The sequence below is a fragment of the Lentisphaera araneosa HTCC2155 genome (assembly GCF_000170755.1).
GTDB lineage: Bacteria > Verrucomicrobiota > Lentisphaeria > Lentisphaerales > Lentisphaeraceae > Lentisphaera > Lentisphaera araneosa.
On sequence record NZ_ABCK01000010.1, the window covers coordinates 1 to 14,353 of the forward strand.

Here is a 14,353-nt window from a genome sequence, read left to right on the forward strand (position 1 = left end):
ATATGCGTCTATTTCTTTTTAGTCTAATACTTATCACGTGCTCGCTTTGGTCTCAATCGACACAAGTTGAGCCTTACGACGTATCCGTAAGTGTTTTTTACCGACCCAACCAACCAGAACTCCCCACGACTAAACGTTTGATCGATTTAATGCAAGAAGACAAGACCATCAGTATCCAGCAATGGGGTGGAATTGAGTTGCCTGGTGGCGGCGCCAAAGCTAGTTTGATGATGTCCATCGCCGGTGACACGGCACCCGATCTTGGCGAAGCTTGGTTCCACGTCATCGGTTCCGAAGTACGCAATGGCTTTCTTTACCCACTCAATGAATGGATTGGTGAAGATGAAGATGGCAACGGAATAATTGATGATCACGAAGCTAAATGGGATGGCTGGAAAGATGTCCCCACACTCTGGCGTAAAGTTGCTATGCATGATGGCAAGATCTACGGTATTCCTCAAGCTACAAAAAGTACCATGGGGGTCATCTTCAGAACTGACCTAGTTAAAGCGGCTGGTTTAAACCCCAATAACCCACCTGAAACCTGGGAAGAATTCCGTCATTGGTGCGATGCCCTAACTCAGAAAGATAAAACGGGTTTGATCACTCAACGTGGCATTGGCTTACAACCCTATGGTTTCACCTTCCTCCCATGGATCCAAAGTGCTGGTGGTTCACCAATTGTACAGTACAAAACCAGCCCCACAAGCGGCGAAAAAATTGCTTTTCCAGCTGATGCAATAAGTTTCAAAAGCCCCAGTGGAGAAGATTTATCTAATGTCCCCTCTGAATGGCAAGCTAACTTTGACTCTCCAGAAGCTGCGCAAGCCGCAAAACTCTATCACGATCTCATCTGGCAAAAATGGATTAAGCACCCGGAGACGGGCAAAAGCATTTATTTAACGAAGGAGGATATTGCCAAAGGTGCCGTTAAAATTGATGGCAAAGAGATTTCATTTACTCAAGCAGAGCTCTATACAGGCACAGCCATTGGCCAAACAGGTCAACGCGGTGAGAGCGCCTTCGATTATTTAGCTAATGGTCGTACTGCTATGGTCACTTGGTTCGCCGATGACCTCAACAGCATGGGACAAAAAGTTAATATAAGTCCAGATCTCCTTTCTTGGTTTCCTTTCCCAAAAGGCCCCGGCCCTAAAGCAACGCAAGCTGTCCAAATCCAGAATCACTATATCGTCATGTATGAAGGTGTAGCTAGAAGATCCAAAGCTGAAAGAGATAAAATCTGGGAAGTGGCTACCGCACTAAGCGATAAAGAAGTGCGTGATAATGCCGTCAAACAAAAAGTCCTTTCCGGCATGGCCCGTTTTGCCAAGCCCAGCGATCTAAAGCGCCTCGGTTATGATGAGTATTTGGCGGAGATTCCCCAAGCGATTAAAGATAATTTCAAAAAAATGGATAGTGGGAAAATTGCCGCTGCGACAGAGCCTTACATGGGTTTCTGGAATACCGTTGATGGCGCTCTAAATCGCGAAGTCCTAAGTTTAATCATTTCTCAAACAGGTGAAAATTTTGATTACGACACAGCATTAAAAGCAGTTAATACCAAAGCCAACGGCGGCATGATGTTTGCCATGACAGACGAAAAACTTGACCAATATCGACCCAATGCCCGCATTATTTTCGGAATTATAGTCCTTATTATGGTCTTATTGGTGGTCAAAATCGTCAAAAACAATCTCAAGAATAACGATTCTAAACTTACTAAGAAAGAAGGCGCACGCAATGTCTATAATAAATATCTCGCTTGGGGCATGGTACTGCCAGCATTACTCCTTATAGCTCTTTGGTCTTATTATCCACTCTTTAAGGGTATGGTTATGGCTTTCCAAGACTATAAAATCACTGGTGATTCACCATTTGTTGGATTGGACAACTTTATTGCTCTCTTTTTAGACAAGAGCTTTTGGGCTTCCATTGGTCGAACTTTTTACTTTGTGGGGCTCAATATGATTTTTGCTTTCACCGCTCCTATTCTTCTAGCTGTTATGCTGACTGATATCCCTAAATACAAGATTTTTTATCGTACCCTATTCTTCTTACCACAGATGTCTTCGGGCCTAGTCATTGCTCTTCTCTGGAAGTTAATGTACGAACCCACTCCCCAGGGTTTCTTTAACCAAATCATCACTTTTATGAACCACATCCCCTTTGTCAACATCGATCATCAACAATGGTTACAAGACCCCCAATTAGCTATGCTTTGTGTGGTTATACCAACGGTATGGGCCTCTATGGGTATGGCTTCTCTGATCTACTTGGCGGCATTAGGCTCGATTCCAAGAGATATGTATGAGGCAGCGGACATTGACGGGGCATCAATTTTTCAAAAATTTAAGAAAATCACCCTACCGAGCATTCTCCCATTAATCATCATCAACTTTGTAGGAGCCTTCATCGGTACTTTCCAAAACATGGGCAATATCTTCCTCATGACTTTCGGGGGGCCAGGTGAGTCCACCACAGTTGTGGGCCTCAAGATTTGGATAGAAGCTTACAATAACCTACGCTTCAGTATGGCCACCGCCATGGCTTGGGTGCTGGGTTCACTCTTGATCGGATTTACTTACTTCCAGATCAAATTCCTCGGTAAAATCGAATACAAAAAAGCTAAATAGGAGGAACTGATATGTCACATTTACCAACCGTAGGTCGCAAGCACTGGAAAAGCCGTTTCTATCTCTTCTCGCTATACATTTTATTGTCTTTTATGGCGATAACCATGGTCGTCCCCTTCCTCATTACTGTTGGAGGCAGCGCCACTAATGACTTCGATTACCAACGCTTCAGTCCTGTGCCGCGTTTTCTTTACTCACAAGAAGATCGTTATGTTAAGGAGCTGACTAAGTACTTTAATAACTACCGAGGCTGGGACCGTCAGTTCCGAGCTTATTACACTGAGGCTCCAGCTCATTGGTCTTCTTGGATGAAAATTGGCGAAAACACCGAACTCTCGGATGAGTTCGCACTCAAATACCTCAAGGTCTTTAGATCAGATCGTGAACGCCAAGAATTCATCGCACAAGATTACTCTGAGTTCATGGACACTTATCCCATGATGGATACACAAGTTAGTCTTGAGCAAATTGAGGCTATCGAATTCCTTCGTCAGTACTACACTGATCAATACCTGCAGCAACACCCTGAGGCAAAAAATCTTTCCAACAGTGATCTAAGAGCTGCCTCGCTAAAACTTCTTTCAGATACTTGGCAAACGCCCTACGCCACTTATTACGCAATCAAGTTTCGCTCTGAAAGTAAATACCCTATGGAGTTCCAATCCTGGTACCCACCAGCTATGGACCCCAAATACGCTGATTATCTTAAGATCAAGGATGCTTACCGCAAGCAAATGTTTGTTCCAGGTTTAGAAGATCAATGGCTCGAATACGCTCAGTCAAAAGGTTTAGCTGCCAAGTTCCCCATTGCGCAAGATGCCGATCAAAAAACTCTCGACACTTGGCAACAATTTAAGGCTCAACAAGCACCTGCTTCCATGGTTATCCCCTTTGCACTTAGAGCAGAATGGTACCGCTTCCTCAGTGAAAATGAAATAGCACAAAACATTGCGGGAATTGCTCTATCGCAAAAATTCACTATTGCCGAATACAATCAACTAGCGGGTACAAACTATACTCAGCTCAACACCACTCCTTTTCCTATCCCACAAGATTTTGGACCAAAAATGCAGGAGCTATGGAAGTATTTTGTAAAAAACAAATACCCCCTACGCCTCAGCTCTTTCGAAGTAACTGCAGAGACACAAAAACTCTACACTCAATTCATTGAGAAAGAGATAAAAGTCATTCGCATTGCCAATGAACTCATCGGTACCAACCATGATTCTTGGGATCAATTCCAGGTTACGGGTTCTGCACCCGAAGGCTTTAGCAAAGAGGAACAAAATGCTCGTTCCATTTGGATGAATTTCATTAAGTCTTTGGAGCTCAAGTACCACCAAAAAACGTCCTCGGAAATTGCCTACCAAAAATTCCTAACAGAAAAATACGGCAATGTGGAAAAAGTCAATCAAACTTACGGCTGGGAACTCGCCCGTATTGAAGAGGCCTTTCCTCCCCTTGCCACGGCCTACACATCAACTTTCCTCAAAAACGAAGGCGCCATGACCAAAACTCCAGTGCTCAAGAATTACCGCATGATTTTTGATTTCTTAATCCTCAATGGCAAGGCCCTTGGCGTCACCTTTATCTTGGTATTACTCACCATCATCGCGACTCTAACGATTAATCCAATTTGTGCTTATTCACTCAGTCGCTTTAACCTTCCCGGTCAAAGTAAAGTCATCCTCTTCATGCTCGCCACAATGGCCTTCCCTGCCATGGTTTCGGCCATTCCAGCCTACCTTTTAATGCGCGACTTAGGCATGCTCAATACCTTTACTACCTTAGTTCTCCCTGGTGCCGCCAATGGCATGGCGATATTTATCCTCAAGGGCTTCTTTGACTCCTTACCCCAAGAACTCTATGAGGCTGCCACTATTGATGGTGCCAGTGAAATGCAAATCTTTAAAATGGTTGCCATGCCCATGGTTAAGCCTATCCTAGCCATTAACTGTGTGAGTGCTTTCATTGGAGCCTATAATGGCTGGGAATGGGCTCTCATTATCTGTCAGGACCAAGATATGTGGACCCTCGCAGTTTGGATGTACCAAGCCTCACAATGGTGGAAGGAATCCCCTTGGATTGTTAGCGCTGGATTTGTGGTTATTTCCATTCCGACCATGATCGTCTTCCTCTCAACGCAAAAAATCATCCTGAAGGGAATTGTTGTCCCTTCAATGAAATAGATCCATGCAAACACAAACTATTTTCCACCATCAGCCCGCCGGGGCTGATTGGAATCGTGCCTTTCCTGCTGGTAACGGACGACTTGGCGCCATGGTCTTTGGCGATATCGACGAAGAGCGTATCGCCCTTAATGACGACACCCTCTACAACGGTGGTCAACGCGATCGCTTTAACCCCGATTGCCTACCAAACTTAGACTGCATTCGCCAACTCATTTTTGACGGCAAGCTCAGCGAGGCCGAAGCCCTTACCCAAGAAGCCGTGACGGGTCTTCCCCCCATCATGCGCAACTACGAGCCCCTAGCTGATTTGCTGATCTCGCAAAAGTATTCTAAAGAAGCCTACAAACAGGTCGATCCCAATAATTTTGACCCCATGGATTTGGCCTACGGAAAAATTTATCAGGCGGCTTTTAGCGATTACCGCAAAAGTTTAGACCTAGAGAATTCCATTATCACTACCGAGTTTGAAGTAGCGGGAATCAAGTATAAACGCGAGCTCATCAGTTCATTTCCAGACGACCTCATTTACCTACGTTTAAGTGCTTCCGAAAAAAAATCCATCAATGTTAAACTGCGTATTGAGCGCGGCGATGCCGCCATGTACTCAACTCGTCATTACGACAAAGTGAGTAGCCCAGTGGAAAATAGCTTATTCATCGAAGGCAGAACAGGTTCCAATGAAGGTATAGATTTTGTCGCTGGCCTACGTACACAAGTGCAAGGTGGCAGCTGTGAAAAAATTGGTGAGAGCCTAATTATCAAAGATGCCGACGAAGTAGTGATTGCTATCTGTGGTCACACCTCAGTGCGACAAAATTCACCCATGACTTCACTCAAAAAGAGCCTAGAGAAAAACTTTGATTGGCAAGAAGTATATCTTCGTCACAGAGAGGATTACCAAAAGCTCTACAAGCGCGTAAAACTTGAAATTGCTCATCAAGATGATGAAAACCTCCCCACCGATGAACGTTTGCGCAAAGCGCAAAATAATCAAAGTGATGTAGTTCTGGATCAGCTCTACTTTAACTTTGGTCGCTACCTGCTTATTTCTTGTTCACGGCCGGGAAGTATGACCGCTAATTTACAGGGCATTTGGAACGATAGCTTCTCTCCAAGCTGGGGCAGCAAATACACTATCAATATCAATATTCAGATGAATTACTGGCCCGCTGAAGTTTGCAATTTAAGCGAATGTCATGAACCACTTTTTGATATGCTAGAAAAACTCCATATCAATGGTCAGGAAACAGCCAAAAAAATGTACAATTGCCGTGGCTTTGTTTGTCACCACAATACTGATAATACTTACGATACCTACCCTACTGATCGCAATGTTACCGCCTCTTACTGGCCCATGGGTGGTGCTTGGTTAGCGCTGCATTTGTGGGAGCACTATAAATTCACCCAAGATCGTGATTTTTTAAGTAAATATTATCAAATAATTCACGATGCCGCCCTCTTCTTTGTGGACTTCCTTTGTGAGAATCCTAAGGGGCAATTAGTAACGTCCCCTTCAGTTTCACCGGAAAACACCTACTTGCTCCCCAATGGGGAATACGGCACCATCTGTGCTGGCCCCACTATGGACAACAGCATTATTCGTGAAATTATTCTCGCCACTCAAGAAGCTTCGAGGCTTCTCAATAAAACCTTAGACCAAGACTACGACGGCATCCTCGCCAAACTTCCTCCTCTAGAAATTGGCAAACATGGACAAATCATGGAATGGAGTGAGGACTGGGACGAAATCGAACAAGGTCATCGTCACATCTCGCAACTCTTTGCTCTCCACCCAGGTAATGAAATCGATGTAGACAAAAACCCTGACTTTGCGCAAGCCGCAAAAATCACCCTAGATCGTCGCCTCGCCGATGGCGGTGGCCACACGGGCTGGAGTCGCGCTTGGATCATCAATTTCTTCGCTCGTTTGCGCAATCCGCAAAAGGCCTATAAAAACTTCCACGCCCTGCAAAGTCATTCCACCTTACCCAATCTCTTTGACGACCACCCACCCTTCCAAATTGATGGCAACTTTGGTGGCACCGCTGCGGTAGCAGAAATGCTCCTGCAATCCCACCAAGGACGCATTGACCTACTTCCATGCCTACCAAAGCAATGGGCCACAGGCCGAGTCTCTGGTCTAAGAGCTCGTGGTTCAGTTCAAGTCGATATAGAATGGCAAAATGAAAAAGTAACTAGCTTCCAGCTCCTCTCAGATTTTGATCAAGAAGTCACTGTGACTTTCAATAGTCAAAAACAAGTTATTAAACTGCAAGCCAAAGAGCCTTATCAGTATTAAATTATCAATCTCTTTCAGCGTGATCTAAGAAAACAAAATCTGGGAGTTTTTTTTCAAAACTTCTAAGTAGACTTTCTTCATATCATCTGACATAAAAGACTTATTGATCAGCTTGTAACTATGAGCTATTGTTGAATTTAAATCTTCATAAGCTTGATCAATAAGTCTTGTTTGAAGCTTCATCCTCTCAGCCATCAGTTTAAAGTCATTTGATTTTAAGTTGTTCTTTTTGCCATTGATAGTTAAGGCACTCTGCTCAATATCTTTAAACTCTTTATCATAAAACCTATAGACTGCGGTCGTATTTAATAAATCATAGGCTGGCGATAGCTGAATCACGCCTTTTTTAGTAGTGATAATAGAATAATTCTTGAGGTGCATGTCTTCATTTCCAAAGACAAAATTAAACAGAAGTAATCTAAAAATCTTAAGCATCTCGACTTTAGGAAAACTGCAATAAGTCTCAATCAAAGTCATCAGTTTTTCTACGCTATAATTATACTTCTTTTTTCGATTCAGTTCTGCTAATTGAGAAAAGTCTTCTACATGCAATTTTTTATTCCTAGCAATGCGATCAAAACGCTTGATGAAATAGGACAAGGAACCATCCGAACACCTAACTAAACCATTGAGTGGAGTTTCTATGCCATAATGATCTGCCATGTGCATCGTAAACGCTTCATTTTCAGGAAACTGAACCCACTCAGGATTTTGAGGTTTTACGATAAAAGTTCCGTATTTTTCTACTAAATCAAAACATTCATTTTTCAAATTAAGCCGCACGCTATATTTCGGCTGTACCCCTTGAATAGAAATTTTATCTACTTGATTTCTACTGATAATAATCTGCTGTTCTTGTGTATAGTTTAAGGTATTCAATGAACGAAGTTTAGGATTTAACTTCCTTAGAACTTTAGCTGTGTAGTCTGCTTGAGAAACATCTTCCATTGAGATTAAACAGGTCTTCATTCTACCAATTCCCTAACTGAAATGGCTCCTACAAAATCATCCCCAATAGCAATAAGTTGGGACATGTAATCATCTTCATCAATCTTCATACTTTTTAATAGGTACTGCAATTGTAAACCTTCCGGTAATAAACCATCAAAGAATGCAGGGAAATGATCAAACTCATAGATTAATGATGAAGCTGGTAGAGCCCTTGAAATAGGGTCTCCATTGTAGGCATCTAAATATTCTAAAGAATAATGATTTTGATCATATTCAATAAGTACTGCAGCTACCTCACCATGTAAGGAGACCTCAACTTTCCTCATCTAAATCACCTTTAACTGAGCTCACTAATTTTATTTGTATATTCAGTATATCTATTACCTTAAGTAAGTTATCAAATCGAACTGACTCTTTCCCCTTTTCTATATCAAAAATAGTCGTTTTCCCTACTCCAGATAGATTTGCTAGGTCTATCTGACTTAGGCCCGCTAACTTTCGATGTTCTTTGATTATTTTCGATATCTCTTTCATAAAATCCATCCTTATCACTGTTATAGCAGTAAAATATTACTGACATAGATTACAGTCAAGTTAATATATATAAAAATATGAAATAATTACTGCTACAGCAGTAATAAAATCCCTTAAGAGCTTAAGGAGAGAAGAATAAGTCCTTCTCAAACTTAAATTACCACCTAAGCAGTAATTTTATGTAAAAAAATCACCCATATATCAAATATCTACTATAATTTGGTTAACACGACAATCATGTACGGTTAATTAAAAGGTTTATTTTTAAATATAAAAATTATATATATAAAGTTAAATATATCAATTTATCCTTTATATAAAATAACTTATTATAACTAGAAAATACTGAAGAAAGAATTCTTGCGAACAATACAAAATACCTATCACACGATCTCAGAGTTTAGAAAAGTCACTCACAAGTATTATACTTTCTCCACCACCCCATTCTGGGCGATGATGTCTGAATAAACATTAGCCGATAACTTAGGCGTCCTCTCTTGCGTTTCGTAATCTACATGACACATACCAAAGCGCTGGCCATAGCCGTGGGCCCACTCAAAATTATCCATCAAAGACCAGGCAAAATATCCCCGTAAATCCACCCCCTCTTCTATCGCCTGACCAGATGCTTTTATATAGGATTTATAAAAATCTGCGCGCATAGTATCATTTAATGCAATTTCTTTATTGGGCTCATCACAAGCACAGCCATTTTCAGTTATATAAATAATAGGATTACCATAACGTTCTTTTATCCAATGAAGCAAACGTCGACAACCATCAGGTACGATATTCCACCCCATATGAGTTTGCTGCCAGCTGGGGTCAACTGATAAATGGACATTTTGGTCATCAATCATACCTCCATTACCAGCTAAATTAAGCTCTTCCAATTGACTTGCATTGGGTTCAGAAGCTAACATGGAACTGTAGTGATTAAGACCAAAAAAGTCGCTAGAACCCACCAGTTCTTTTTTCTCATCTTCAGTAAAATTCGGTAAACGATCACCTAAGACTTCCCTCATAACTTGGGGGTAATCACCCTTCCAAACAGGATCGGCAAACCAGGCTAAAAAGAATTCTAAACTGCGTTGTGCCGCCTCTCGATCTTGCGCTGAGTCCGTCAATGGATAACGGTAATCACAGTTATTCGTGATGCCAATGACTCCACCTTGATCTTGAAACTCTGTTTTATAAACTTTAACGGCTCTTGCGTGGGAAAGTAATAAGTTGTGCGCCGCAAGGTAAGGTTCAACTTTAGAGACGCGACCGGGGGCATGCTCGCCTAAACCATAACCCAAGACAGCTGAACACCAGGGTTCATTAAGGGTAATCCAATGCTTGACCCGATCACCAAAATTCTCGAAGCAAATTCTAGCATATTTCTCAAAATAACTAACTATATCTTTATTGAGCCAGCCATCGTGCTCTACCTGTAATGCTAGGGGTAGATCCCAGTGATACAGTGTTACCCATGGCTCGATATCATGTTCTAATAGGCAATCAATGAGTTTGTTATAAAAGGCTATACCCCGGGGGTTAACCTCACCTTTACCATCAGCTTGAATACGTGGCCATGCAATAGAAAATCTATACGCTTTTAAGCCTAAAGACTTCATCAATTTTACATCTGCTTCAAAACGATGATAATGATCACAAGCCACATCGCCTGTTTCATTATTGGCAATCTTTCCAGGGGTGTAACACATCATATCCCATATAGACATCCCACGACCTGCTTCTTTAACCGCACCCTCTATTTGGTAGCTAGCAGTAGCTGAGCCCCATACAAAATCTTTTGGAAACATAATCAAACCTCTTAATCATCATTTTTCTAGAAAAGTATTGTACAAAAATACATGATAACCTTATATAACTTTTTTGAAACTAATTTAAATAGTTTATTTCAATAAATTTGCTGACACATCTACCTATTAAGAAATAGTGACAATATCACTCCCTTAAATATTAAAAATAACTTGAATCCATTTAAAAATAACCTAATTTAACTTAATAAATGTTAGGAAATATAGATATGACTCCAGAAAACCCCGACTTCCACGCCCAGCACTCCCCGATGGGGGCACACAGCTCTTTCACATTAGGAATGCACCACGCCAATAGTGGTGCCGTATCAGAAAAAGGCTCCGTTGCTGAAGGCGCAACTCTCGTAGGCTACCGCACTGCATCCGGTCAATACCATTATTTCCCTTTCTTCGAAAAGCTCGAAAGTGAAAAAGATCGCTATGTCAGCGATGAAAACGCCGAAATTCTTCCCGATGTCATTTTTTCTAAGGAAAATATTGAGCGCGAATACCTCTGGGCCACGGATAAGTTCTCGGCACCGGGGATCCAAATGGAAGTCATATCTCCCTTTGACAGCATCCCCGATCCCGCACAAGCAAGTGATGATGAAATGCGTTTTGCCACCTGCCCCGCCACCCTAGTGCGATTGACTTTCGACAATCAGAGTAGCGAAGACTGGCAAGGCTTCTTTGCCCTCAGTCCCGACACGAGATGGACAGCTCTAGACAGCGACAACAATCGACAAGTCATCGGCGGGGTGAGTCGTGATCAACTGGCTGTGGCGACTACAGATCAAGAAGCTAAATCCTTTATGGACTTCACCCATGATACGGCTTTAGATCCGGACCATAGTCGACCCCACTTCTTACTGGGGCAAACCTGTGGCCTAGAAATCACAGTCCCAGCTGGAGAACAAAAAGAATTAGTTCTCTGCATTGCCTATTATTTAGAAAACAAAGCCACTTTTAATCGTTCGAGCAAATACTACTACACCAAGCTTTTTACCGACATCAAACATGTTATCAACTATGCCATGACGGAACAAGGTCGTTACTTTGCGCTGGCCGCAAAACGCGACGAAGAGCTGAGTTTGCGGACAGACCTAAACGATGAACAAAAATTTCTCATCGCCCATGCCACGAGAAGCTATTATGGCTCAACTGAATTTTTAATTGAATCAGATAAGCCTCTATGGGTGGTCAATGAAGGTGAATACTTGATGATGAACACCTTTGACCTCACAATTGACATGCTTTTCTTCGAGCTTAAATTCAATCCTTGGACGGTTAAAAACGTTCTCGAGAACTTTGTTTCCCACTACCGTTATTACGATGAGGTCTTTTCACCGGAGAATCCTGAAAAGCTCTACCCCGGTGGCGTATCTTTTGCCCACGACATGGGGGTTGCTAATCAATTCAGTCCTGAACCCTACTCCAGTTATGAGTCTTCTGGCCTTGATCGCAAATGTTTCTCTTTCATGACCTATGAACAACTCTGTAACTGGGTTTTAACTGCCGGGGTTTACCTTGGTCAAAATAAAGATACTGACTTCTTCACTCGTCACCGAGGTATCTTCCAAGATTGTTTAACGAGCTTACTCAATCGCGATAATCCCGATCCCGCAAAACGCAATGGCCTGATGTCTTTTGAGAGTTCTATGACCAAGGGTGGCGGCGAAATAACTACCTATGATTCACTAGATCACTCCCTCGGTCAATCGCGCAACAACATTTATTTAGCAGGCAAAGCTTGGGCATCCTACCTCATCATTCACGACCTCTTCAAAGGTCTTGATACAAAACTGAGCGAAGAAGCCTTCTCTGCTGCTCAGTTAACGGCGAAAGCCTTGTGTGCAGGTTATGACGAAGACCTAGGCTTTATCCCCGCTGTTTTAGAAAATGACAACAAGAGTGCTATCATTCCAGCCATCGAAGCCCTGGTTTACCCATGGGAGTTTGGTTCCAAAGAATACTGCTCCGAAGACGGTCCTTTTGCTCAATACATCAAGGTGCTCAAACGCCACTTTAATAATATTCACAATACCGACGCCTGCCTTTACCCCGACGGAGCCTGGAAGCTATCCTCGACCGCGGACAACTCTTGGATGAGCAAAATCTCTATCTGCCAATACGTCGCTCGCGAAATCCTAAAGATTGACCTCAAAGATGCCTCGGCACAAGCTGATTTAGCCCACGCACGCTGGCAACGGGAAGGCGCCAAGTACCATGCCTGCTCAGATCAATTCACTTCCGGCCAAGCCATTGGCAGCCTCTACTACCCAAGAATAGTCAGTAACATCCTTTGGCTCAAAGAAACTTGTTAATCATAAAAAATAATCAAGTTGTATTACGTAAAGAACTTCACTTAAAGAATCTTATTAAAAATTTGAAAGTGCTTTCTCTGAGCCAAAGAAACAAATTTTACAATGAGCATAAAAAACAAATTGTAAGCCCTTTAGAAATAGTTAAAATAGACAAATTTTAGGAATCAGCACATGAACTTTATTCACGACGACTTCGTACTTGAAAATCAGTACGCCAAAGACCTTTATCATCAGTTTTCAAAAGATCAGCCCATCATTGACTACCACTGTCATTTGATCCCCCAGGAAATTGCCGAAGATAGGCGCTGGGAAAACATCACTCAAATCTGGCTTTATGGCGATCATTACAAATGGCGCGCCATGCGCAGCAATGGCGTGGATGAACGCTTTTGCACTGGAGAGTCTTCCGATTGGGAAAAATTTAAGGCCTTTGCCGACTGCATGCCTAAACTCCTGCGTAACCCACTCTACCATTGGACGCAACTGGAGCTCAAACGTTACTTCAATATCGATAAGCTTCTAGGACCTGATACAGCCGAGGAAATTTGGAACGAGGCCAACAAAGTTGTTCAAGCAGATGACTTTTCAGCTCGTCAACTGATGGTTAAGAGTAAGGTAAAACTCGTCTGCACAACAGATGATCCCATCGACGATTTGCGTGGGCACAAACAAATTGCTGCCGATCAATTCCAAGTAAAAGTTCTCCCCACCTGGCGTCCTGACAAAGCCATGGCCGTGGATCAAAGCCAAGTCTTTACTGAATGGTATGCCCAACTCCAAGAGATCACCGATTTCCAAATCAATAGTTTTGACGATTACCTCAAAGCTTTAAAAATCCGCCAAGACTACTTTCATGAAAATGGCTGCCGCCTAAGTGACCACGGCATTAATGAATTCTACGCTAGCGAATACAGCGATGCGGACATCGCAAAAATCTTTGATAAAGCTCGTTCTGGTGAAAAAGTTAGTGAACGGGAAGACCTGCAATTCAAATCTTGCATGATGTATCATTTTGGCCTGTGGAATCACGAAAAAGGCTGGGTACAGCAATTTCATTATGGCGCCATCCGCAACAACAATACCAGAATGTATAATCAACTTGGGCCCGACACGGGTTTTGATTCCATTGGTTCGCCCAATACGGCATTAGCTATGAGTCGCTACTTTGACCGCCTAGATTCCAGTGATCAACTGGCAAAATCCATCATCTACAACCTCAACCCCGGCGACAACCATGTGATTGGTACTATGATTGGCAATTTCCAAGATGGCTCAGCTGCGGGCAAAATGCAGTTCGGTTCAGGCTGGTGGTTCTTGGATCAAAAAGATGGCATGGAAAATCAAATCGAAGCTCTCTCTCAACTTGGCTCCCTATCACAATTTGTGGGAATGCTCACCGACAGCCGCTCATTCTTGAGCTACACTCGCCACGAGTACTTCCGCCGCATCCTGTGTAATATTCTTGGTAAAGACATGGAAAAAGGCCTAGTCCCAGCCGACCTCAACTTAGTTGGCCCCATGATTGCCGATATCTCCTACAACAACGCCGCCAATTACTTCGATTTTAATCTTTAAAAAAAATTAAAGTCATGAATTCATTCATGACTTTATT

General features: G+C 42.5%; 9 protein-coding genes. 5 read left to right on the top strand and 4 right to left on the bottom strand.

Annotated features, from left to right (window positions below; all coding sequences use genetic code 11):
- From LNTAR_RS11375 to LNTAR_RS11385, 3 genes are all read left to right on the top strand, one after another.
- Positions 1 to 2,636, top strand: a 2,636-nt coding sequence (locus tag LNTAR_RS11375) for an extracellular solute-binding protein (RefSeq protein ID WP_007278854.1), incomplete at its 5' end; no start/stop codon positions are given.
- 11 nt (positions 2,637 to 2,647) lie between these two features.
- Positions 2,648 to 4,825 carry a carbohydrate ABC transporter permease gene (locus LNTAR_RS11380; RefSeq protein ID WP_007278855.1) on the top strand — a complete coding sequence of 726 codons (2,178 nt, stop codon included), beginning with the start codon at positions 2,648 to 2,650 and terminating at the stop codon, positions 4,823 to 4,825.
- A 4-nt stretch (positions 4,826 to 4,829) separates the two neighbouring features.
- Complete coding sequence (locus LNTAR_RS11385; RefSeq protein WP_007278856.1) at positions 4,830 to 7,127, top strand: glycoside hydrolase family 95 protein; 2,298 nt, start codon at positions 4,830 to 4,832, stop codon at positions 7,125 to 7,127.
- A 24-nt stretch (positions 7,128 to 7,151) separates the two neighbouring features.
- On the opposite strand, the gene LNTAR_RS11390 is transcribed toward LNTAR_RS11385, so the two are convergent.
- The 4 genes from LNTAR_RS11390 to LNTAR_RS11405 all read right to left on the bottom strand — a co-directional run bounded on the left by LNTAR_RS11390 (position 7,152) and on the right by LNTAR_RS11405 (position 10,420).
- Positions 7,152 to 8,096, bottom strand: a complete 945-nt coding sequence (locus tag LNTAR_RS11390) for a HipA domain-containing protein (protein ID WP_007278857.1) — start codon at positions 8,094 to 8,096, stop codon at positions 7,152 to 7,154.
- The gene (locus tag LNTAR_RS11395; RefSeq protein ID WP_007278858.1) at positions 8,093 to 8,404 is read right to left on the bottom strand and encodes a HipA N-terminal domain-containing protein; all 312 of its coding nucleotides are present in this window, start codon (positions 8,402 to 8,404) and stop codon (positions 8,093 to 8,095) included. The genes LNTAR_RS11390 and LNTAR_RS11395 overlap by 4 nt, the downstream gene beginning before the upstream one ends.
- Complete coding sequence (locus tag LNTAR_RS11400) at positions 8,391 to 8,612, bottom strand: type II toxin-antitoxin system Y4mF family antitoxin (protein ID WP_007278859.1); 222 nt, start codon at positions 8,610 to 8,612, stop codon at positions 8,391 to 8,393. Before LNTAR_RS11400 ends, LNTAR_RS11395 begins: the two co-directional genes overlap by 14 nt.
- Before the next feature lie 422 nt (positions 8,613 to 9,034).
- Positions 9,035 to 10,420: a GH1 family beta-glucosidase gene (locus tag LNTAR_RS11405; protein WP_007278860.1), complete on the bottom strand. Its 1,386-nt coding sequence runs from the start codon at positions 10,418 to 10,420 to the stop codon at positions 9,035 to 9,037.
- A 227-nt stretch (positions 10,421 to 10,647) separates the two neighbouring features.
- Here LNTAR_RS11405 and LNTAR_RS11410 point away from each other — a divergent pair, with 227 nt between their 5' ends.
- On the top strand, positions 10,648 to 12,741 hold the full coding sequence (locus LNTAR_RS11410) for a glycoside hydrolase family 52 protein (protein ID WP_007278861.1): 2,094 nt from the start codon (positions 10,648 to 10,650) through the stop codon (positions 12,739 to 12,741).
- Positions 12,742 to 12,912: 171 nt separating this feature from the next.
- On the top strand, positions 12,913 to 14,316 hold the full coding sequence (gene uxaC, locus LNTAR_RS11415; protein ID WP_007278863.1) for a glucuronate isomerase: 1,404 nt from the start codon (positions 12,913 to 12,915) through the stop codon (positions 14,314 to 14,316).
- The last annotated feature ends 37 nt before the right edge of the window (positions 14,317 to 14,353 follow it).

Excerpts from the sequence above, each read along its gene's own strand:
- LNTAR_RS11380 (WP_007278855.1), top strand. The coding sequence starts at position 2,648 with ATGTCACATTTACCAACCGTAGGTCGCAAGCACTGGAAAAGCCGTTTC.
- LNTAR_RS11385 (WP_007278856.1), top strand. The coding sequence starts at position 4,830 with ATGCAAACACAAACTATTTTCCACCATCAGCCCGCCGGGGCTGATTGG.
- LNTAR_RS11390 (WP_007278857.1), bottom strand. The coding sequence starts at position 8,096 with ATGAAGACCTGTTTAATCTCAATGGAAGATGTTTCTCAAGCAGACTAC.
- LNTAR_RS11395 (WP_007278858.1), bottom strand. The coding sequence starts at position 8,404 with ATGAGGAAAGTTGAGGTCTCCTTACATGGTGAGGTAGCTGCAGTACTT.
- LNTAR_RS11400 (WP_007278859.1), bottom strand. The coding sequence starts at position 8,612 with ATGAAAGAGATATCGAAAATAATCAAAGAACATCGAAAGTTAGCGGGC.
- LNTAR_RS11405 (WP_007278860.1), bottom strand. The coding sequence starts at position 10,420 with ATGTTTCCAAAAGATTTTGTATGGGGCTCAGCTACTGCTAGCTACCAA.
- LNTAR_RS11410 (WP_007278861.1), top strand. The coding sequence starts at position 10,648 with ATGACTCCAGAAAACCCCGACTTCCACGCCCAGCACTCCCCGATGGGG.
- uxaC (WP_007278863.1), top strand. The coding sequence starts at position 12,913 with ATGAACTTTATTCACGACGACTTCGTACTTGAAAATCAGTACGCCAAA.